Source organism: Bacteroides sp. HF-4919 (assembly GCF_018860125.1).
On record NZ_JAHKNF010000007.1, the window covers coordinates 209086 to 231711 of the forward strand.

General features: G+C 42.1%; 13 protein-coding genes. 2 read left to right on the forward strand and 11 right to left on the reverse strand.

What is annotated here, in order from left to right; genetic code table 11:
- Nucleotides 1–139: 139 nt before the first annotated feature.
- The 4 genes from KO473_RS13790 to KO473_RS13805 all read right to left on the reverse strand — a co-directional run bounded on the left by KO473_RS13790 (nt 140) and on the right by KO473_RS13805 (nt 7924).
- Nucleotides 140–1705, reverse strand: coding sequence for an arylsulfatase (locus KO473_RS13790; protein ID WP_005809968.1), 1566 nt, complete (start codon nt 1703–1705; stop codon nt 140–142).
- 16 nt (nt 1706–1721) lie between these two features.
- A complete protein-coding gene (locus KO473_RS13795; RefSeq protein WP_005775803.1) occupies nt 1722–3362 on the reverse strand; it encodes a RagB/SusD family nutrient uptake outer membrane protein in 1641 nt (546 codons plus the stop codon).
- A 6-nt stretch (nt 3363–3368) separates the two neighbouring features.
- Nucleotides 3369–6749: a TonB-dependent receptor gene (locus KO473_RS13800; protein WP_005818675.1), complete on the reverse strand. Its 3381-nt coding sequence runs from the start codon at nt 6747–6749 to the stop codon at nt 3369–3371.
- Between the two features lie 167 nt (nt 6750–6916).
- Nucleotides 6917–7924, reverse strand: coding sequence for a FecR family protein (locus KO473_RS13805; protein WP_005809974.1), 1008 nt, complete (start codon nt 7922–7924; stop codon nt 6917–6919).
- Nucleotides 7925–8059: 135 nt separating this feature from the next.
- Here KO473_RS13805 and KO473_RS13810 point away from each other — a divergent pair, with 135 nt between their 5' ends.
- Nucleotides 8060–8635, forward strand: a complete 576-nt coding sequence (locus KO473_RS13810) for an RNA polymerase sigma-70 factor (RefSeq protein ID WP_005775800.1) — start codon at nt 8060–8062, stop codon at nt 8633–8635.
- A gap of 205 nt (nt 8636–8840) precedes the next feature.
- Here the strand turns inward: KO473_RS13810 and KO473_RS13815 are convergent, their stop codons facing one another.
- The 5 genes from KO473_RS13815 to KO473_RS13835 form a co-directional block, all read right to left on the reverse strand.
- The gene (locus tag KO473_RS13815) at nt 8841–9914 is read right to left on the reverse strand and encodes a metallophosphoesterase (RefSeq protein ID WP_005775799.1); all 1074 of its coding nucleotides are present in this window, start codon (nt 9912–9914) and stop codon (nt 8841–8843) included.
- Nucleotides 9915–9997: 83 nt separating this feature from the next.
- Entirely contained in the window at nt 9998–11026 is a 1029-nt protein-coding gene (locus KO473_RS13820) for an endonuclease/exonuclease/phosphatase family protein (RefSeq protein WP_032531830.1), read from the reverse strand.
- 88 nt (nt 11027–11114) lie between these two features.
- Nucleotides 11115–12635 carry a SusD/RagB family nutrient-binding outer membrane lipoprotein gene (locus KO473_RS13825; RefSeq protein ID WP_005818673.1) on the reverse strand — a complete coding sequence of 507 codons (1521 nt, stop codon included), beginning with the start codon at nt 12633–12635 and terminating at the stop codon, nt 11115–11117.
- A 13-nt stretch (nt 12636–12648) separates the two neighbouring features.
- Nucleotides 12649–15951 carry a SusC/RagA family TonB-linked outer membrane protein gene (locus KO473_RS13830; protein ID WP_122130467.1) on the reverse strand — a complete coding sequence of 1101 codons (3303 nt, stop codon included), beginning with the start codon at nt 15949–15951 and terminating at the stop codon, nt 12649–12651.
- A gap of 251 nt (nt 15952–16202) precedes the next feature.
- Nucleotides 16203–17225 carry a FecR family protein gene (locus KO473_RS13835; RefSeq protein ID WP_005818669.1) on the reverse strand — a complete coding sequence of 341 codons (1023 nt, stop codon included), beginning with the start codon at nt 17223–17225 and terminating at the stop codon, nt 16203–16205.
- A gap of 104 nt (nt 17226–17329) precedes the next feature.
- Between KO473_RS13835 and KO473_RS13840 the strand changes: the two genes are divergently transcribed.
- The gene (locus KO473_RS13840) at nt 17330–17911 is read left to right on the forward strand and encodes an RNA polymerase sigma-70 factor (protein ID WP_005775793.1); all 582 of its coding nucleotides are present in this window, start codon (nt 17330–17332) and stop codon (nt 17909–17911) included.
- 23 nt (nt 17912–17934) lie between these two features.
- Here KO473_RS13840 and KO473_RS13845 read toward each other — a convergent pair whose 3' ends face one another.
- Nucleotides 17935–19830 carry an ATP-binding protein gene (locus tag KO473_RS13845; protein ID WP_005818665.1) on the reverse strand — a complete coding sequence of 632 codons (1896 nt, stop codon included), beginning with the start codon at nt 19828–19830 and terminating at the stop codon, nt 17935–17937.
- A 116-nt stretch (nt 19831–19946) separates the two neighbouring features.
- The gene (locus KO473_RS13850) at nt 19947–22577 is read right to left on the reverse strand and encodes a valine--tRNA ligase (RefSeq protein ID WP_005818663.1); all 2631 of its coding nucleotides are present in this window, start codon (nt 22575–22577) and stop codon (nt 19947–19949) included.
- Nucleotides 22578–22626: the final 49 nt, after the last annotated feature.

Below are 22626 nucleotides of genomic sequence, written 5' to 3' on the forward strand. Positions count from 1 at the left end.
TGGAGCCTGAGTACAAAGATAGGCAAGAATCTTGTTCTGTCATGAAAATAATGAAATTAAATATAAAGCACATCTAAAAAAGATGCCGCCTCAACGATATTATCATTAAGACGGCATCCTGTTTCTGCCAAGAAGTTTTCTAAGGTTTCAGATTTTTCATCCGGACATGCCTTAATATATTCTGTAATTCAAAAACCCGCTCCGGATATAAAGAAGCTTCGTTCTTCCGTTCCGCCACATCATCTGCTACATGATATAATTGGGGGGTACTCAAATTACCGGTTTCTATTTTAGGTCCCCACGTAATCATGGCAGGTCCGTCATTCGGCTCAATATACTTCCAATCTTTGGTACGGACCGACAAAGTGTGATTTGAAGCCTGCTCTATCACCCATGGACGATCGGACTGATTCTTGCCTAACCAAGTATCCAGAAAGTTAAAACTGTCAGGTGCCGCTCCTTTGGGTAGCCCTGCTCCAACCAATGAAGCCAAAGAAGCAAACCAATCAATTTGTGAAACTAAAGCATTGGAAACCTCGGCTGAAGCAGCTCCCTTCGGCCACCGGACAATAGCGGGAATACGGGTTCCACCTTCAAAAGCACTGTACTTATTACCACGTAACGGTCCTGCGGGACTATGCCCGTTCAGCAACTCCTCTGCCCGATCCTGATAGCCATCATCAACAACCGGCCCGTTATCACTGGACAGTATAATGAGGGTATTTTCTGATAATCCCAGCTTATCAAGCGTATCCATAATCTGACCTACACTCCAGTCAAACTGGACTATTGCATCTCCGCGCAATCCCATCGGATTTTTACCACGGAAGCGATCGTGCGGAAAACGAGGGACATGAACATCGTTCGTCGCAAAATACATAAAGAACGGCTCGTCCTTATGCTCACGAATGAAACCTATGGCATGTGAAGTTATCGAATCAGCAATATTCTCGTCTTTCCACAAGGCCTTGCCTCCCCCTTTCATATATCCGATACGACCAATGCCATTGACAATAGCCATATCATGTCCATGGCTTGACTTCAGATTGAACAACAACTCCGGGTGATCCTTTCCCAATGGTTCTCCTTCAATCGGTTTACGATAACTGACCTCAATCGGAGCAGAGGGATCATAATTGGCCACCTTACCATTTTCTATAAAAACACACGGAACACGATCAGCGGTTGCAGCCATTATATAGGAATAATCAAAACCGATATCTCCTAAAGCAGTCGGCAACGGAGCATTCCAATCTTGTTCCCCATCCTTATCTCCCAATCCTAAATGCCATTTGCCGATAGCAGCAGTAGCATAACCGGCGTTTTTAAACATGTCAGCCATCGTATAACGCTCGGGGCGGATAATCATCCCTGCATTGCCTGCCGCAATATCCGTGCCCGGACGACGCCAGGCATACTCTCCGGTAAGCATGGAATAACGGGATGGGGTACTTGTAGCTGCTGTAGCATGGGCATTATTAAAGCGGATCCCCTCAGCTGCCAAACGATTTACATGGGGTGTCTGCACATTCTTTGCACCGTAACATTCCAAATCACCATAGCCGAGGTCATCAGCATAGATAAACACAACATTGGGGAGCTTCCGATCGTTAACTTTTTGTTGGGCTTTCCCTCCCTTCTGACCGGTAGCAGCCATCAGGCATGCTACCGGAGAGAGACAAGCCAATAATACATATTGTCTCATTACTTAAGCTATTAAATTAGTCGCGTAAATTAGGATTAATATTCTGTTCAGACTGTGGAATCGGCCATGTATAATCTGTCGGATTGCGGAAAGCACGTTTTCCAACATACCAACGGCACTTCCCTGTCGGATCAACCTCCTTGGTCGTTGTTGCATACTGAGTTGAATTTGGATAGGGAGCACCCCATATTTTCTGGGACAACACTTCATGTGCAATCCCCCATCGCATGATATCCCAGTAGCGAATACCTTCCATAGCCAACTCAATGCGACGTTCGTGACGCACGATCTCACGAAGTTTAGCCGGATTCACTTCGGTAATAACAGGCATCTTCACACTGGCCCGACCTCTCACTGCATTGATTGTCTCGTCCAATGTTCCCTGAGTGATCGTTTGATTATCTTCAACCAGACATTCCAGATATCCCAACAACACTTCGGCATAACGAATAATCGGAGTCAGTCCGTTTGCGCTCTGTACATCGTTTATAGGTGTCGATTCTTCAAAATATTTCCTCATCATAAAGCCGGTTCTGGAAGCCTCGCTCGTATAATCGAGCTTCTCTTTCTTGGCTGCACTATAGTCAGGACTCATCTTATACTCTGTACCCATAAAGATGGCACCATTATAGTAAATTGTATAATCCAGACGCGGATCGCGATCCTTTCCTAAATTAGACGGGTCATATCTCGGATCATCATAGCTGAAAGGAGTTCCATCCTTAAATTCATACGATTCGTATAAATCAGCAGCCGGATTGACCAGGCTCCAGCCCCCGTCTTTGGCAGAAAGTGCATGCTGCGGCAGACCGGTACCCAGATAGTTTTCCAGATACTGAATGTAGAAAATATTCTCCTTGTTCGAAGTTCCGGTAGAAGGATAAAACAGCTCCTGATAGTTGGCGTTTATCGCATTATCTCCCAATTCCATAATATCGTGGAAAGCCTTTGCTCCACTTTTCCAATCTTTCTGCAACATGCAGGTACGTCCGAGAAAAGCAAGGGCCGCCTGTTTACAAGCACGTCCGGCTTCTCCCGCCGGAATGGCGGAGAAACGGGGCAAATCGGCCGCAGCTGCAGTAAATTCGGTTACACACCATTTCAGGATATCGGCTTGTGAAGTCTTTGTCACATTGTTGGCTTCTTCACCCGTCAGCACATTCTCTACCAAAGGAACATCCTTGAAGTAGCTGGCAAGATAAAAATACTGGGTTGCACGTAAAAAGCGGGCCTCAGCAATCATCCGTGTCTTTTTTGCCGATTCGGAACTATTCTGAATGCCAACAAGAAAACGATTGCAGTAACCTATTCTCTTATAAGACGTTTCCCAATATCTTTTAATAAATGCATTATCAGCCGTCAAATTACCACTTGAAATCTTGAAGAAAGGATTATTCTCCCCCCGACGGTCAAAAGCATTATCCGAAAGATGCTCCATCATAATCATTCCGTGATAGGACCACCAATCCGAAGGGTTATACTCTACGCCGTCTGTCAGGCTTCCTCTATAAAGAGAAGTCAATGCCAGTTCCGCATTCGATTCGCTATTCCAAAAAGTCTCTTCAGACAAGTCTGTCAGTGGATAGCGCTCTAAATCACAAGCTTGAAACAGTCCTGCCGCCAATGCCAATGCTACTATATATTTTAAACTCTTCATCTTACATCAAAATTTTAAGGTTAAACCAAATGTATAAGTTGACAGAATAGGATAATAACTACCGTCTGTATTAATTTCCGGATCCCAGCCTTTACGATATCCGCTGATGGAGAATGGATTATCAAGTGATATATAAAAACGAAGGTTGGAGGAACCGAACTTCTGAGTTATATGTTTGGGCAATGTATATCCTAACTGGATATTTCTCACTTTGAGATAAGAGGCATCCAGAATCCAGAAGTCAGAACCCAGCGTATTGTTGCTACCCGCATTCGACATCACCTCGAGACGGGGATACTTAGGATACCGGTTCGACTGATTATTCGTCCAGGTCTCTTCTGCCTGCCATTTCTGGATATTACCTTCCTGGAAGAAAGCATAACCGGCATAATTAGTCAACTGCCCTTTTACTTTGGCCACTCCTTGAAGCAATATATTAAAATCGAATCCTTTGTATTCGGCACCCAATCCTAAACCAAATGTATATTGAGGTATCTTCGATCCCAAATAAGCTTTATCGGCTTCATCCACCTTTCCGTCACCGGAAATATCCACATAACGCAAATCACCCGCTTTGGAGTTAGGAGCAATCTTACTCTGATCATGCCATTCTTTTACTTCTTCATCAGTCAAGAATACGCCATCCGTCTTATAACCGTAAAACATATTCATCGGATAACCCAGGAACAGATTGCTACCATTACCTATCATTCCACTCTTTTGCTCCACATCTCCTACACCCAGACTGATCACTTTATTCTTGATAATGGAAAAGTTTCCGTTAACATGATAACTAAATTCACCAACCTTATTCTGGTGCCCTATTTCAAACTCCCATCCCTTGTTTTCAAGACTTCCCGTGTTGACTTGCGAAAGTGCAAGACCGAAAATAGAAGAATAACTTGCGCTCGGTTTATACAGGATGTCTGTTGTCTTACGATAGAAATAAGCTGCATTAAACGTCAGTTTGTTCTTCCAGAAAGCAGTCTCGATACCGACATCCGTAGTACGGGTCTTTTCCCATTTTAGAGTCGGATCAACATAGGTAGTCACTGCGGCACCCTGAGTATAAACACCCCCGAATACATAGTTCATTGCTTTTCCAAGAGCATAAGTAGACTGATAAGGATAGTTACCAATATTGTTATTACCCAGAATACCGTATGATGCTTTCAGCTTCAGATTATCAATAAAGCTCAGTGACTCTGCTTCTTTGAAAAATTGCTCCTCCGATAAACGCCATCCTGCGGCAACAGATGGAAAGAAACCAAATTTATTATCTGTCGGGAAACGGGAAGAACCATCATAGCGCATCGTGGTTTCAAACAAATAGCGTTGGTCATAATTATAAGTCAAACGTCCGAAAACAGACATAATGGCCCAATCATAGCCTCCACCGGAATTGGTTTGCCCATCAGCTCCTCCGGCGTTCAGGTAGGGGACTTCATCCGATGGGAAATTCAGGCGGCTTCCTCCTACGGTTCTCTGCGATTCATCTTCCCAAGTATAACCGACTAATACAGACAAATCATTCTTGCTGAATTTCACATTGTAATCTGCCAATGCCTGAAACGTTTTATAGACCGTTTTATACATGGTATCCGACAGAGAAGAAGGACCCAACTTTTTACCGCCTGTAATCTCCATAGCCGAACGATAGTGACGAATCTGCTGACCGGTATAATTATATCCTCCGATAGCTTTCAAAGTTAAACCTTTCACCGGTGTAAACGCCAACTCTACATTAGAACGGAATTTATCAAAGTTTTCATCATAAAAAGAACCACTATCCAGCCATGCCAACGGTGTACCAAGCACCTTGGGTCCTAAACCGTACGAACCATCTTCCAATTTGGTAGCCCACAATCCTGGGAAACGAAGTGCATTGCTTGAAAAAGCTTTAAATCCTGCAGAATCCATTCCACCCGGAGTAGAAGGCTCGCTTCTTTTTGAAACGACACCGCCTAAACGTGTGGTTAATGTAAGGTTTTTAGCCAATTCTGTCGTCAGATTCACTCTGCCGTTATAACGATCATAGTGATTGTGTTTCATCAATCCGTTCTGTTTTACATAGCCAAAGGAAACCATATATTGTGTTTTATCATTGCCTCCGTTCACAGTCAGTTCATGTCCGGTTTGCAGCCCTTTGTTACCCAATAATTTGTCCAGATAGTGTTCATTAGGATAATTGTACGGATCGGAACCATCTTTATATTTCTGAATCTCTTCTGCCGTATAAACCTCCTTGCCCATTGCTTTATTGTACAGTTCGGCATACTCCCACGAATCACACATTTCAGGTAATTCAGTAGCCTGATTAAATCCGACATAACCGTTATAACTTACAGTAACCTTACCCTTTTGACCACCCTTGGTTTTCACAAGTACAACGCCGTTCGCAGCACGCGAACCGTAAATAGCAGCAGAGGAAGCATCTTTCAAGATTGAAATACTCTCAATATCAGCTGGATTCAAATCATTCAAGCTACCGGGAAGTCCGTCAACCAACACCAAAGGATCGGGGGTTGCTCCAAAAGAACCGACACCACGTACACGAATTGTACCTTGATCTTGTCCGGGATTACCGCTCGATTGTGTAATTGTTACTCCGGATAGTTGTCCGGTCAGCATATTCGAAACGCTGGGAGCGGTTCTGGATTCAAGTTTCTTACTATCCACCGCAGCAATCGAACCAATCACGTTCACTTTCTTCTGTGAACCATATCCAACCACGACCACCTCTTCCAAAGCCCGGGTATCTTCTTTCATCGTAACACTTAATGGTTTTCCCGAAACAACTTTCAGTTCCTGAGTCTGATATCCGATATAAGAAATCTCAATCACCGCTTTCTCCGAACTCACTGATAAGGAGAACTCTCCCTCTAAATTAGTTATGATACCGTTTGTTGTCCCTTTCTCAACAACACTGGCACCAATCACCGGTTCTCCGTTCACATCCGTCACTCTTCCCGAAACTCTTACCGTTTGTTGTTGCTTCGATGTCATTTCGGTAGATAAAATAATCTTTTTATCCAAAACGGAATACTTCACATTAGTCCCTTCAAAGATTTCATCCAGCACTTTAAATATATCACTCTTGTCAACTGAAACGGAAACCATCCTTTTCAGGTTAACATGTTTGTTATTAAAGAAAAAGCCAAAGCCCGATTGCTTTTCTATTTCTTTCAGAACTTTCTCTACAGTTTGATTATGTATATCAATACTGATCTCCACCTTTTGTGCAAAAACATCTGTGGCATGCACAAAACTCATAGAGCAAATTAGGAATAGAATAAATAGTCGCATAGTTCTTGGTATTTTATTCGAGGTCAGCCAAAGCGAAGACTTTACCACCCGCAATAATTGGATGCTAAAATAATTTTGCATAATTTTGTATTGACTTAAAGTTAAAAAAATAGTTTATCTTAGCTTGTCGCTAAACAAGCTCAAAAGGTTTACTCTTTTACGTATGGAAGGATACGCCAATATCTTTCCGTACGTTTTTAGTAGTTCAGGGAGATTTGTTTTTCATAAGCATTTCTTTTAAGGGTTAATTAATAAATTTCAATTTTACTCCGTTCATCCTGAATATCAGGACTCTCCAGGTATCTCCATTGTATCTTGGACGAAATTTTAAAGTATTCCAATATGCGTTCAAGCCGTTGTTCGGTGAATGTACCCGTAAACGCATTTGTTTTTAAACGTGTATTCTTTATAATGAAAGTTACATTAAAACGTTTTTCAAGCATTCTCAACGCTACTTCCAACGGCGTATTACTGAATATGATCTTGCCATCTTTCCAGGCGGTTTCCGACAAGCCAGATGTAGCATATAGCCGCACATCACCGCTTGTCGAACTATAAACAAGCTTTTGTCCGGGTTTCATAACAACTTTCTTAACCCGATAATCTCTATCATTAAAATGAAAACAAACATGTCCTTCTACCAACGTGGTCGAGACGTCCGGTTCATCTTCATAAGCCTCCACATTAAAATGGGTACCCAATACTTCTATCTTTGATGCATGTGGAGTAGAGACGAAAAACTTCTTTTTTAAATCTTTTGCTACCGCAAAATAAGCCTCTCCCCGCAACTCCACATCTCGTGTATCACCTTCAAAAAAAGTTGGATAACGTAAAGAAGATTCCGAATTCAGATAAACGACCGTACTATCTGGTAGTACCACCGAAGTTGTCATTCCCGGATTCGTCTTAATCTCAAGCATCTGACTCAAGACAGGTTTACTATTGTTCATGTATTGCACCACAAAAGCTATAAACAAAGGAATGAATAAAACAGCAGCGGTACGTTGTATCCACTCCCACCAAGTTGTTTTCTTTACAACCATTCTACTCCTAACCTTATCCAAGGCCTTCTCCGTATCCACCTTACGCATTACGTTAACTGTATCTACAGCCAGATAAAGAGTATTCATCTGATCAACCATCTTCCGGTTCTCTTCCGATTCTCCTATCCAGGCTTCCACCTGCCTGCACTCTTCTTCCGTAGCCAGTCCTTCACAATAGCGAGGTAGTAAATGGTCTATATCTTCTTGATTCATATTTATAACTCAACTCTTTTATTAATAAGACAGGTGGGAAAATAGGATTCCTAAACTTAATTCCATTTTTTTTTAGAAAATCTTTGTTTTAATAAGAAAAGACTATCTTTGTATATAAATTAAATTCTTAGATCTATGAAGCCAAACCGGACAAGAGAAGAGATTTTATTGCTTTCCAAACTTCAACAAGGGGATAAAAAGGCTTTTAACGCCTTGTTCAGAAAATACTATCCAACGTTATGTGCATACGCCCACCGGTTTGTGGATTTGGAGGATGCGGAGGAAATTGTACAGGATGTGATGCTTTGGCTATGGGAGAATCGTGAGATATTACTTATTGAATCATCACTAAGCCAATATCTGCTAAAAATGATATATCACCGTGCATTAAACCGCATCGCGCAGAAAGAGGTAAAATATCGCGCAGATACACTATTTTATGAAAAAAATCAGGCAATGATTTACGATGTAGACTTCTATCAGATAGAAGAATTAACAAAACGGATTCACACAGCCATAGCAGCGTTACCGGAATCTTATCGAGAAGCATTTATCATGCACCGCTTCAAGGATATGAGTTACAAAGAAATTGCAGAGCTCCTTAATATATCTACTAAGACCGTAGATTATCGTATACAACAGGCACTGAAATTACTACGCAAGGAACTCAAGGAATTCTTATCATTGGCATTAATTTTTCTGGCAGCGTAGTTCGCACAGACGAAAGATAGACATTATAAAAGGAGGCAGAGTTACCGAATAAAAAGAAGGAGTTGTGTCAAAAGTCTTTTCACCACAAAGGACACAGAGTAGCAGAGATTATTCACATTGATCATCAATAACTTAAAGACACATCTGTGTTATTCTGTGTTCTCTATGGTGAGTTTCGACACCCCCTCCTTTACACATGCACTGTTTATTCTATCGTAATATCAAACTGATCATAAGAATCTGTTCTCCACGATTTATCGCAAGTCAGAGGAGAGAGAGCAAAAAGAGGAGAGAAAGTCTTGATTTTAATCGTTTTTCCATCAGGCATAAATTCCATAATTCTCAGCCACCCGTCTCCACCGTTACCAAACCATTGTCCATCTGCTGTCTGTGCATTGAACATCATTTGAGGAACATTTTTACCGGATGCATTTTTATCAATCCGGAAACTGACATTATCCTTATAATCGGCTATCTCACATTCGTGTCCACAAATCACCATACAAATATTCTTTGAAGGATAGACCAACTTGTCCCAAATAGCTTGTCCATAATTGGCAGGTGTCATTTTATAATTCTCTTTTTCAATTATTTTTCCTGTCCATGCCAGATATGAATGCGTCAACAATATCACCTTATGATCCTTATAGCGAGGTGAATCCACCACTTTCTTCGCCCACTCCAAAGCTTCATCACGAGGAGCAAACTCCAGAGAAACAACTAAAATCTTACCCCAGGTATCAGTCACGAATTCATAAGCAGCATTTTCCAGTGTTGGTATGCCCTGATAGTTATTTCCTACAGCAACCAGACTTTCTCTCCAGCAAGAATTTCTCTCTGAAGGAAAGTAATCAGGAAAATGGCACAAACGATTTTCTGCTTTTTGATATCCATAATCATGATTGCCGGTACAAATCACATAAGGCAGCTTTCCGTCCAAGCGCTCAAATGCACGCGAAGCGGCACGCCATTGTTCTTCACTTGTCTGATTCCCGTTCACTCCATCTGGAATACGTATTTCATTCTGCTCCACCAAATCACCGGTACAAAGCACTCCTTTTATATTCAGAGACTCAATGCTATTAGCCACCCATGCTGTCTGCAGCTCAAAAAGAGGTTGGTTGGCATCGAACTTTGTATAGCTCTGTGGATCGGGCAACAGAATCATTGAAAAAGAATTTTTATCGGTAAGTTTTGCACGTACCGGATAAACTTGCGCAGAAACAAATAAAGTCTGCATACAAAGAATAAAAGCTAATAAGTAGTTTTTCCTGTTCATAAGTATTACATTTAAATATTTCAAATAAAATTAAGTAGCAAAGATATAAATACTCACTGGCAATAACCCCTGTATCCTCCTAATTATTTCAGAAGAAAAGTGGCCATTACAGCTTTATGATCCGTCGGCCACACCCCTAACGGGGTTATAAATAAATCTTTGCTTCTCTCCTCTATACGTTTACTGCGGACAATCGATTTTGAAGGTCCTACCACAGATACATCCTTCAATTTCAATTTTTTGTCAGGCCTGAAATAAATAAAATCAATACGGTCCCGTTCATCAGCGTCAGGTGCCCACGACAGCTTTTCTACAGCTATACCTTCATTATCAGACGGAAAAGTAAATCCCGGATGTGTGATCGGATTAGGATATTTTGTCCGGTAGGCATCTTTAAATCCCGCATTTTCAAGGAGAACGGAACAATCCCACCGAACTACCGTCCCGTTATGATCCCACAATTTCTTCGTATTTTCGTTCCAGTCCAAATGTGAAGGTTCATTGAAATCACCGCCTAATAAAACAATATTCCCCTTTTCTTTCCGGGCATCTTCTATCACATGACGAATCGCTTCATCACGCAAAGATTCATTATTGGCTTTCTCAATCACCGCTACATCCAGTACCGGTGCATCCAACTTTTTCCATGTAACGCCACTATATCCTCTTGGCAGATAACAGGCATAATGTGTATAATCCAAATGTGCGGAATATACAACAACATCTCTTCCATTAATGCGTATGCGGGCTTTCAGTACGGAACCGGCATCATCTTCCAAGGGACAATTAGGAGCCTGTTCTTCAATTTTATATTTAGATAAAATACCTACATCCAACTTGCTGTTTTCACCATAATATCTCTTTCCACGTTCTTCCAAAGCCTGTAGTATACGCGAAATAAATTGTTTTCCATGATAGTTTCTCACTTCACTAAACATCACGATATCCGGCTCCAGACGAGCCACCTCGTCAGCTATTGCCTCAAAGCCCCCTTTCACCATGGTACCTTCCTGCCAGATATTCATTTGGAGGACTTTAACTTCGTTTCCCTTGCCATAAGCCATTACAGTAGATAGCCATAAGACTATACTTAATAAACTATATCTCAACATCATATTAATAAATGTATTAAAAACCAGAGGAGGTGCGAACAGAAAGCATTTCTCTCCATTCTGCACACACCTCTTCTAAAACTCTATTTTATTGCAAAATCCACATCAGTTTATTAACGTCATCTACTCCCCCGAATTGACGTTGCAAAGCCTCGTTCTGATGCTCCAGATTATAATCAGACTCTGATTTCGGATACATCCAGCGCATAGGCAGTCTGTCATTCATCGTATTCCGGTTGGTTGCAGGATTAATCGGTAATATCGGATACCCTGTACGACGGTAGTCATAATAAACATCATACGGATGTTGCATGAACGATGCCAGATAACGTTGTGTCAATATCTTCTCAAGGTCTCCCTCTCTCTCACCACTTAACTGTATAGCCGGTGTTTCAAGAAAAGCCGCAATCGCTTCCTGCGTCAACGGATGTCCATGATGATAGATCTCTTCATCCGGAGTATTAGCAGCTATAAACTCCATGTGAGCTCTGATTGCCTTCTTGTAATAAGTAGTTGCATCACCCGAAATCCATCCTCTCACGGCAGCTTCTGCCAGAATGAAATTCTGTTCGGCATATCCCAATCGGACAACCGGTTCTCCAGAAGGATAATCAGTATACCGCGCATTGAATCCAGAATATTGTTCTGTGGCATAAGCCTTCTCTATCTGCTCAAAAGGCAATGACGGATCAGTCCCGATATAAGCATCCCAACTGTCAGCGGTCACTCCTGCATCAAGTTTAGCCTTTGCCGGTTTGGCATAATAGAACATACGGATATCTCCGGTTGCCTTAAACTTATCAATCAGCATAGTAGAAAGCATGGCATAACCGGCGTGTTTAGTATTTGTGTTATGGAAAGGATATACAGTATTCGCTTTATCCGCATATTTCATCTGAAGATTATCATCGTTTGATTCCATTAAGCTACCCGATGCCACGATCCGGGCAAAACGTTCTTTCACATTCAAATCTACATCACTCTCTTTCTTCGAAAGATGCATCAGAACTTTCAACTGAAATGCTGTAGTCGCTTTCTTCCATTTGCTGATACTACCTCCCAGAATCGGATCACCATCAAAATCTTTAGCTGAGGAAAATAATTCGTATGCTCTTTCCAGATCACTCAAAACAAACCTCATCACTTCCTTTTGGGTATTGTATTTAGGGCGCACCAACCCTAATTCACCTTGCAAAGCCTCCTCGTAAGGAAGGTCCCCCATTTCCATCGACATATAGAATATTTTGTAGGCCTTTATAAAATGCGCCAGACCATCGTATGCATTCACATTATCATCCGTAACAGATTCGACCATCTTCTGTGCATTAATCAGTGTCGTGTATCCTCCGAAACCGGAACGTCCGAACACATTATACTGGTAATCTTCCATACTTTCGCCCCATGCCATCTGTTTGGCAAGCAGATCGTCATATATAAATGATTTACTGGCACTGGACGATGTAATATCCAAAAGTAATCCGGTCGCCAGCAGTGAAGAGGTAACCTTAGTGGTTGCATCGGGATTTGTGTTGATTTCATCGAACTTATCGCAAGAAGCCAGCAAGGTAGTTACCAATAACAACGATATGTATTTATTAATTCGTTTCATATTATTCTATCTTTTAAAAATCCAATTTTACATTAAAGCCTAAATAACGAGTGGACGGAGAACTTAGGTTATCTGAGTCACTGTCGGGATCGGTAAAGCGGAACTCTTTAGTCCATACAAACAGATTTTGTCCGACAAAAGCCAGTGTCAAACCTTTCATATGCAGTTTGTTGCAAACAGACTTAGGCATCTGATAGCTCAGCGAGAGGTCACGCAGTTTGAAGAACGTCTCGTCAAATACATTCTGACGTGTCACGGTACCTATATACGGGTTAGTACTTTTCATATACGACTCGTAAGATACTTGTACGTCGTTCGGAGCAAATACTCGATCGTCATGGATAATTTTTCCGTTCGAATCGTAATCTACACTCCCGGAAACGACTTTCACCCCGGTACCTACAAAATTGGTCTTCTTATTCACCACTTCATCATATCGCCACTGATTGTCCGAATCAATATGTGCTCCCGAGTTCCACATCGCCTGATTGGTTTTCGAGTGTGCCATACCTCCTACCCGTCCGTCAAGTGTAAAGGAGAGAGTGAAATTCTTGTAAGTTATCGTATTCGTCCAGCCCCATATCCAATCAGGATATTCATAACCGATAACCGACTGGTAATCGCTCTGTTTAGGATAACCATTGTAATTGATAATATTTCCTTGAGGATCGCGTTCCCAATCGTAAATTCCGTACCAATCCCAACGTTTACCGGCAGCTACCCAAGGCTTCTGTGTAGAATATACCGGGTCTATTTTGGTATAATACCAACGGTCACGTGACCAGTTGAAAGCCGATTCCCAGTTCCAGTCTCTTGTTCTGATAATATCGCCTGACAGGGTCAATTCTACCCCACGACCCACATATTCTTCATCAATGTTGATCAATGTAGACGTAAATCCAGAAGAGTTGCTGATGCCGGCACTACGAGTCAGATTGTAATAGAGCTTATTATAATAAGTAAAGTCTACTTTCAGACGATTTTTAAACATATGGACTGCCGTACCGATTTCATAAGAACGTGTAGCCGAAGGTTTCACCGCAACACCACGGATAGATGTGGGATAATATGCAGCACTCTCACCATTCCACAAATCGGTAGACACACTATAAGTATTGTTAGTATCATATACTCCCAGGTCACTCTTAGTTTGTGTCCATGCACCTCTCACTTTCCAGAAATCAATAAATTTAGGCATTGGGATAAACTGCGAAAGCACAACACTGCTGGCCACAGACGGATAGAAATAAGATCGTGTCTCCGACGGCAAGGAAGATGACCAGTCATTACGTCCCGTTACATCCAGAAATAAAGTACTCTTCCACGAAACAGAAGCTTTTGCATATACACTGGTCACCAGTTTTTTAGTAATACCACTGGTTGTTTTCAACGGGTCTACAGATGATTTCAATGAGTAATATCCCGGAATTTTCAGACCATTTTGTGTTTCAGCCAAAATATTATCACTCTTCCAGTAATAAACGTTTCCACCCACGAAACCATCGACATTGAAACTACCGAATTTATGATCGGCAGACAGTATCAAGTCATTGTTTAAACTATATCCGCCTAAGCGTTGCAGACCATAATAACCCTGTTTATGCCAACCACCCACAGCACTTACAGCATTCCGCCACTCTTTTTTCTGTGAATACGAGTCCAGCCCCGAACGCAGTGATAAGTTCAACCAAGGAGTAAAATCATAATTGGCAGAAAGATATCCGTTAATCAAATCATAATCGCTTGAACGCGTAATTTCGTTCGCAATGAAATATGGATTATCATACCATTTGGTATCCATCCAGTTCTGCTGTTCATCCTGTTTAATCCAGTAATTTTTATAGTCCCGTATATCATACTCAGCCCCTGACCATACCAACAAATTATAAAGGAAACCACTTCCACCATATCCGGCTCCCATATCGTTGGGGTAGAAACGTTTGTTATAAGTCAGACCTCCGTCAAAAGAAAATTTCTTCCATTTCATATCGCCCGATACTGAGTAAGTAATCTTATTCAATTTTTGATTCGGATACTGCCCTTTGTTATATACATGGGTCAATGAAGTACGTACGCTACCATATTTACCTTTCTGGGATACACTTACATTGTTGTTTGTCACCAAACTCAATTCTTGAAAGTTCTTTAAGTTATTTCTACCTTTCGAAACCAAAGGCATATCCACCCATTCGTGAGTATACGGATCATATTGCAATGCTGTACGTCCGATGTCCAGTTTGTCTCCCCATACATATCCTCCGGTGGAATAAGTCCCCTGTGACCCGGAACTATATGAAGTTTGTACCTCCGGCTTTCTCAGATATCCGGCTGCAAACATGGTACTGCTGTTTACAGTCACATTCAATCCTTCTTCCTTACCTTTTTTAGTGGTAATCATCACTGCACCGGCACCTCCACGGGCACCATAGAGTGCCGAAGCCGTAGCTCCTTTCAGGACATCAACCGATTCGATGTCATCAGCTGCTATATCATTCAATCCCACATTACCATAAGGTACACCGTCGATAACTAACAGGGGGGCAGATGCACGCAACGAGAGTGAAGGAGCTGTATTGAACTCTGTACTGTTTTTTACATTCAATCCGGCAATCTTGCCCGTTAACGAAGTAGCAACATTCACTGTTTTTACAGCAGCCAGCCGATCTCCGTCCACTTTTTGCACGGCATACCCCAGAGCCTTCTCTTCGCGCTTGATACCTAATGCCGTTACAACAACCTCATCGAGCAGTTTCGTGTTCTCGGCCAACCGAACAGTAAGTGAAGTATTATTACCCACAGGAACTTCTTTGGTGATGTACCCGATATACGAAATGATAATTGAGCTTTTAGTTCCTACAGAAAGACTAAAGTTACCGTTGACATCTGTAATCGTCCCGTTTCCGGAATCCTTTTCTTTAATATTAGCTCCGATAATGGGTAAACCGGCCTCATCAGTAACCAGTCCCTTTATCTTTTTAGTGGTCTGCTGTTGTGCAGCAGTCGTTTCCAAAATCTGTTTAGGAGACAGGATAATACTATTCTCCAATATTTTATAACCGATATCCGTACCAGCAAACAGCTGATTCAAAACTTGGCTGATCTCTTTTTGAGTACTTTTAATAGTCACACTCCGAGAGATATCCACCTGCTTATTATTATAGAAAAAGTGGTATTCCGACTGCTTCTCTATTTCATCCAGCACTTTCTGAAGACTGCTGTTGCTGACATTCAATGTCACACGTACTGACTGGCTATAACCCTTAGCCGCAAATGCCATACTGGCAAAGACAAACAACATGATCGCTGATAGTTTCATACACAAAGGTATTTTTTTCAGAAGCGAAAAGATATTCTGCCTCCCGAAAAATTGGAAGTTTAAGTAAATTGTCATAGATTTGTAGTGATTTTGATTTAAAAAATTCTATTAACCGCACAACTTGTCGCCAAACAAGCGGACGGTGGACTTTCATACAGGAAAATACGCCAATATTTTCCTGTATGTTTTTTTGTTTTAAGGTGGACGTGTTGTCATAGGTATCAGATTTTAAAAGTTTAATATTCAAATGGTCAATATAGCTCTATTTTCATTTTCTGCTGTATTGTCTGCTGTGTGTTATGTTCCAGTTCTATAAATCTATACTGTATGCCCGAAGCAAGCCTGAAGTGTTCAAGAATCAGAGGTAAGTGCTGTTCGCTGAATACTCCGGTAAATGAATTTCCATAAAGAGTAGAATCTTTTACGATAAACTCCACATGAAACCGCTTGGTAAGTATTTTCAAAGCCTCAGACAGCGGGGTATTCCTAAATACCACCTGACCGTCTTTCCAGGCCGTATAAGTTTTCACATAAGGTTTGTCGGTCCTCACTGCACGTGTTTCCGGATTATAGATAAACTCCTCATCAGGCTTCATCACAAAGGTCCGTTGCTTGTCACCCTCACCCAGAAATGACAATTTCACAGAGCCCGATACTAAGGTAGTTCTTACCACACTGTCCGTCCGATAAGCCTCTATATTGAACTCCGTACCCAAAACCTCAGTCTGAATACGGAAAGGCGTATTAACAATAAATCGCTTACTCTTATCTCTATGCACCTCAAAGTAAGCCTCTCCATCAAGTTCTACGTTACGTATATCTCCTGTAAACCTGGTAGGATGTTTAAGTGAAGATCCCGAGTTCAGCCAAACTTTAGTTCCATCCGGCAGATTCGCTTCAGCAACCATACCGGGATTTGTCCGTATCTCCACATACTCCACGGGGGAGTTTTTCAAAATCAGATAAAGGGTGGTGGCAAGCAGCGGCAAAGCCAAACAAGCAGCAATACGCTGCCCCCACACCATCCATGAAATTCTATGTTGATGTTTGTGTATTCGGTCCTTTACCTGATGGAAAACCCCAACAGAATCTACATGCTTCATGTAGTTCAATGCATCGGCTGCCCGGTAAAGCTGAAAAATATCCCGTGCTGTCTTCGTATTCTCCTCCGAAGTAGCGATCCACTCTTCTACCTCCTTTTGTCTGTCAGCAGGAAGCTCCCCGGCAAAATAGCTTAAAAGAATTGACTCATTTATGTAATAGGATTCATCCATAATTCGTGCTTTTATAGATAAGACGAATGAAATCAGAAATCTCCTAACCTAAAAACGTATTTTTTTTGAAAAAAATATTATTTTTGCCCAAAACGAGGGTTTACATGCACAACAATACATCGCATACAACAAGCGACGAAATTCTTTTTTATCAGATACAACAGGGAAATGAAGACGCATTTGAAGCGCTGTTTCTCCGGCACTATCCCGCCTTGTGCGCTTACGCCAGGCTGTTTGTGGAACCGGACGACGGACAGGAGATTGTATCGGATGTAATGGTCTGGCTTTGGGAAAATAAAGAGATGCAGGCATTTGAAACTTCTTTGAAAAGTTACTTGTTCAAAGCTGTTAAAAATCGTTGCCTGACTCTTATCAATCGGAACGAAGTCAAACAAAGAATCGAAAAGATGATTTTCGACAATCTCCAATCACAGTATGATGATCCCGATTTCTACGTCATGCAAGAATTAACCGAGAAAATAGAAGAAGCTTTGGCACGACTCCCGGAAAATATCCGCGAAGCATTCGAGCTCAATCGTTTCCAGAATCTGACCTACAACGAAATAGCCGAACGCTTAGGAGTATCTCCCAAAACGATAGATTACCGGATTCAGCAGGCACTGAAACAACTGCGCATCGATCTGAAAGATTATCTGCCCGTCCTGCTATCCTTCCTGCTGCGTTAAAACAGCGGAGCATTCAGCAAATACTATACAGAAGTCCGGTAGGGTAAAGTAAACCAAAAAAGAGAGCCTTTACCAACCTCAGAAGTAACCCCGATCTCACCTCCCAGTTTTTCAATAATCATCCGGCTGATAGATAGTCCCAGCCCGGTACCTTGTATAAAAGGATTATATTTGACAAAACGTTCAAACACATGCTCACACTGTTCGGTAGACATGCCACAGCCTGTATCAGACACATAAAAATATAATGTTGCGGCATCTTTCAACCGATATCCCATCCGTATCTCCCCTCCGGAAGTGAACTTAATCGCATTGGTCAACAAATTAATAATGACTTGTGTCAGCCGATTCTTATCAGTATATAAAATACATTGGGGCAATTGTTCGTCAAAAGTTAGAACGAGTTCTTCCGATTTGATACGCAGTTTACCCACTTGTTCTATCTCCGACATCATTTGATTGACATCCGCACGGGTTATATGAAAATCATACATTCCGGACTCGATCTTCGACATGTCCAGAATATCGCTGATCAGTTGAAGCAGAAGATCTGTATTGGTTTCAATGATATCGGCATATTCTTTCATCTCTTCTTTATCTTCTACCTGCGAAAGCAGGTTTGAAAAACCGACAATAGCATTCAGAGGGGTACGTATTTCATGACTCATATTCGCAAGAAAAGCTGATTTTAATTGATTAGCCTCCTCCGCTTTCAGACGCGCCTCTTCCAGGCGTTGATGAGTTTTCTTAAGAATATGAATATAAAAGCCAATGGCACCTGCTACCAGAAGCACAACAAATACCGTTAGTAAAATCTCCTTTTTATACTGCTCAAAGAAACTCATAGGAAGATTTACATATACAGCCCCTTCCGGATAAAGCGAAACAGGGATTTGGTAGGACTGCAAAGCCGGATAACAAAGATAAGCGGCCGGCTCACCCCCTAATGCAGACGGAATTTCGCGGGGTTGCTCTCCTTTCAACACACGTTCAATCAGTTGCAATAATGAATCTCCGAATGACTCCACCGATACATAATACCCTCCCGCAAATGTGTTATTGGATAAATCCTCAGCAGCCAGCAAAAACAGGGGAGAGTGCACAAATCGGGTAATAATCTCCTGAATATGATCAAACAAATAGTTATTGTCGTCTTGGTTATGCGATTCAAACCACGAATAATAAATCAATCCGGTGTTTTTATCATATCCGCTCAAAGTATCGAGCAGCATTTCAGTAGAAATATTTTTGGTTGACAACTGCTCCAGACTTAGCTCCGGGAAGTATCTGCCCACAGCCTGACTGACATCGCCACGAACTGCCTCACTGATATATCGGTCATCGGATATAAAAGCAACTCGTTTCATCCCGGGCATCACTTGCCGCATCAGTTCGATAGTCTCTTTTACATAATACGTTTGCCCCAATGTAGTCACATTATATCCTTTGCGCCATTCTTTAGCCGGAACGGTATTGGTTTCAGTCAACGGTTCGTGAGACAGCAAAACATCAAGTGTTGCCGGCAAGCGGTCCCGGGCATTAGTAATGATGACTGGCACATCTCTCCATTCATCATCAAAAAGCTCCCGACAGACAATCCATCCCGGGTCACCTATAAAAACAACCAATCGAGGAGGTATATCATGCTTTCGACGTAACTGTTCTACAATTGCAGTTGCCTCTTTACGGCTACAAAGGGCCGGTACAGACAGAGATTCGGCCGTTACGGAAATATCTTCCTTCTGCAATTCCTGATGTACATACCAATATATACTTTTTGCCCAGGGAAGATTAAAGTTAATAGAATTCAGAAACAACACATCTTCACCGGACCTGTCCTTGTGAGCCGATAGCCGACAGTTCATTCCTCCCAACAGAATCAGAAGGAAACAGAAGTATCTGAATTGTATTTGTTTCATTTGTAACGGTCGATTGCTAAAATCGGTAACAAAGGTATCATTATTATTCGTATACAGAAAAAGGCACCCTATTATTTTAGAGTGCCCTTTTATATTTATCTTCTAAAAAGACTTTCTTACGCGTTTTTCAGAGATGCAATACTCTCTTTGAGCGATTTAATGATACTTTCGGCATCAGCCTGTTTCTTGCGTTCCATTTCAATAACGGCAGCCGGTGCATTACTCACGAATTTCTCATTGCTGAGTTTCTTCAAAACACCCTGCAAGAAGCCCTGTTTATGTTTCAGTTCGGCTTCCATACGTGCTATCTCAGCTTCCACATCGATCATATTGCCCAAGGGTACTGCAAACTCAGTCGTTCCGATCATGAATGAAGAAGCTCCGTCAGCTTTTACATCCACTACCTGAATAGCAGACAAGTTACACATTTTAAAGATAACAGGGTTCATTTTCTCTACCGGGTTTACTCCTACCACTTGTAACTCAAGCGGTTCTTTCATTGCAATATTCTTTTGCAAACGGATGGCACGCACACTACTGATTATCTCTTTAGCCGTTTCGAATTGTTTCAAGAACTCCTCGTTCACTTCCCCGACTTCTGCCAACGGTTCTACCATCAGGCTTGCCCCCGGCTCACGCTCACGCAACTGCTGCCACAATTCTTCCGTGATAAATGGCATGAAGGGATGGAGCATAGCCAACAGACGTTCGAAAGCACTCAAAGTCATTGAATAGATAAATCCGTTTACAGGCTGTCCATAAGCCGGTTTCACGATTTCAAGCAACCATGAAGAAAATTCATCCCAGAACAGTTTATAAATCAGCATCAACGCTTCGCTCAAACGGTACTTGCTGAATAAATCGGCTACCTCAACTGCGGCAGCATCCAGTCTTTGGTCAAACCATTGTACAGCCAGGTGTGCATCCGCCGGAATATCGATTGTTCCCATTCCATTCTCCCAACCTTTCACCAGTCGGAAAGCATTCCATATTTTATTGCAGAAATTACGTCCCTGTTCGCAAAGTGCATCATCAAAAAGAATGTCGTTTCCGGCAGGAGCCGAAAGCATCATCCCCATACGTACACCATCTGCTCCGTATTTCTCTATCAACTCCAACGGATCCGGTGAGTTGCCGAGCGACTTGGACATTTTACGTCCCAATTTGTCGCGGACAATACCCGTAAAATATACATTTTTAAACGGCATTTTACCTTCATACTCATAGCCTGCCATAATCATGCGGGCCACCCAAAAGAAGATAATATCCGGACCGGTCACCAGGTCACTGGTAGGATAGTAATAGTTAATTTCTTCGTTACCCGGATTATTGATGCCATCGAACAAAGAAATAGGCCACAGCCAGGAAGAGAACCAAGTATCCAGACAATCTTCATCCTGACGAAGGTCAGCCATTGTCAGATGATCGTTTCCTGTTTTTTCTTTAGCCAATTTCAATGCTTCTTCGTCAGTAACGGCTACTACATATCCGCCTTCCGGAAGGAAGTAAGCCGGGATGCGGTGTCCCCACCACAACTGACGGCTGATACACCAGTCTTTGATGTTCTCCATCCAATGACGATAAGTATTTTTATATTTGGCAGGATAAAACTTAATCTCATCCTTCATCACCGGCTCAAGGGCAATCTGAGCCAAATGCTCCATCTTAAGGAACCACTGCATAGAGAGTTTAGGCTCTATCACTACATTGGTACGTTCAGAATAGCCGACTTTATTGGTATATGCCTCCGTCTTTTCAAGTAATCCGGCGGCTTCAAGATCTTTCTCAATCTGTTTGCGAACTTCAAAACGGTCCATACCGATATACATACCGGCAGCTTCGCTGATAGTCCCGTTATCATTGAAAATATCAATACTTGGCAAGTTATACTTCTCACCCAGCATATAGTCATTCACGTCATGTGCCGGAGTCACTTTCAGACATCCTGTACCGAATTCGATATCTACATAATCATCTTCAATCACTGGGATGACACGGCCTACCAGCGGAACAATAACCTTCTTACCTTTCAGGTGCTGATTTTTCGGGTCATTCGGATTGATACACATAGCGGTATCGCCCATAATCGTCTCCGGACGAGTAGTCGCAACAACGGCATAACTGTCTTCACCCTCTACCTTATATCTCAGATAATACAGCTTTCCATGCTCCTCTTTGTAAATCACCTCCTCGTCAGACAAAGCTGTCAATGCCTTCGGGTCCCAGTTTACCATACGCACGCCACGGTAAATAAGTCCCTTCTTGTAAAGGTCTACAAATACTTTCAGCACACTTTCGCTACGCTTTTCGTCCATAGTAAAAGCAGTACGGTCCCAGTCACAGGATGCCCCCAACTTACGGAGCTGTTTCAGGATAATCCCACCATGTTCATCTGTCCATGCCCAAGCATGCTTCAGAAACTCGTCACGAGTCAGATCAGTCTTTTTAATACCCTGTGCAGCCAACTTATTCACCACCTTTGCTTCGGTAGCGATAGAGGCATGGTCGGTTCCCGGCACCCAACAAGCATTCTTGCCTTCCATACGTGCACGACGAACGAGGATATCCTGAATGGTATTATTAAGCATGTGTCCCATATGCAGCACACCGGTGACGTTAGGGGGCGGAATAACGATGGTGTAAGGTTCACGTCCATCGGGTTTCGAACTGAATAATTTATGGTCCAGCCAATACTGATACCACTTTCCCTCCACGTCAGCAGGGTTGTACTTACTTGCTAATTCCATGTTGTATATATCTATTTTATTAGTTTATTGCGAAAGATTGGCGCAAAAT

Coding starts and splice junctions, on each gene's coding strand:
- KO473_RS13815 (WP_005775799.1), bottom strand. CDS start 9,914: ATGAACAGGAAAAACTACTTATTAGCTTTTATTCTTTGTATGCAGACT.
- KO473_RS13800 (WP_005818675.1), bottom strand. CDS start 6,749: ATGCAAAATTATTTTAGCATCCAATTATTGCGGGTGGTAAAGTCTTCG.
- KO473_RS13820 (WP_032531830.1), bottom strand. CDS start 11,026: ATGTTGAGATATAGTTTATTAAGTATAGTCTTATGGCTATCTACTGTA.
- KO473_RS13850 (WP_005818663.1), bottom strand. CDS start 22,577: ATGGAATTAGCAAGTAAGTACAACCCTGCTGACGTGGAGGGAAAGTGG.
- KO473_RS13830 (WP_122130467.1), bottom strand. CDS start 15,951: ATGAAACTATCAGCGATCATGTTGTTTGTCTTTGCCAGTATGGCATTT.
- KO473_RS13805 (WP_005809974.1), bottom strand. CDS start 7,924: ATGAATCAAGAAGATATAGACCATTTACTACCTCGCTATTGTGAAGGA.
- KO473_RS13825 (WP_005818673.1), bottom strand. CDS start 12,635: ATGAAACGAATTAATAAATACATATCGTTGTTATTGGTAACTACCTTG.
- KO473_RS13795 (WP_005775803.1), bottom strand. CDS start 3,362: ATGAAGAGTTTAAAATATATAGTAGCATTGGCATTGGCGGCAGGACTG.
- KO473_RS13845 (WP_005818665.1), bottom strand. CDS start 19,830: ATGAAACAAATACAATTCAGATACTTCTGTTTCCTTCTGATTCTGTTG.
- KO473_RS13835 (WP_005818669.1), bottom strand. CDS start 17,225: ATGGATGAATCCTATTACATAAATGAGTCAATTCTTTTAAGCTATTTT.
- KO473_RS13790 (WP_005809968.1), bottom strand. CDS start 1,705: ATGAGACAATATGTATTATTGGCTTGTCTCTCTCCGGTAGCATGCCTG.
- KO473_RS13840 (WP_005775793.1), top strand. CDS start 17,330: ATGCACAACAATACATCGCATACAACAAGCGACGAAATTCTTTTTTAT.
- KO473_RS13810 (WP_005775800.1), top strand. CDS start 8,060: ATGAAGCCAAACCGGACAAGAGAAGAGATTTTATTGCTTTCCAAACTT.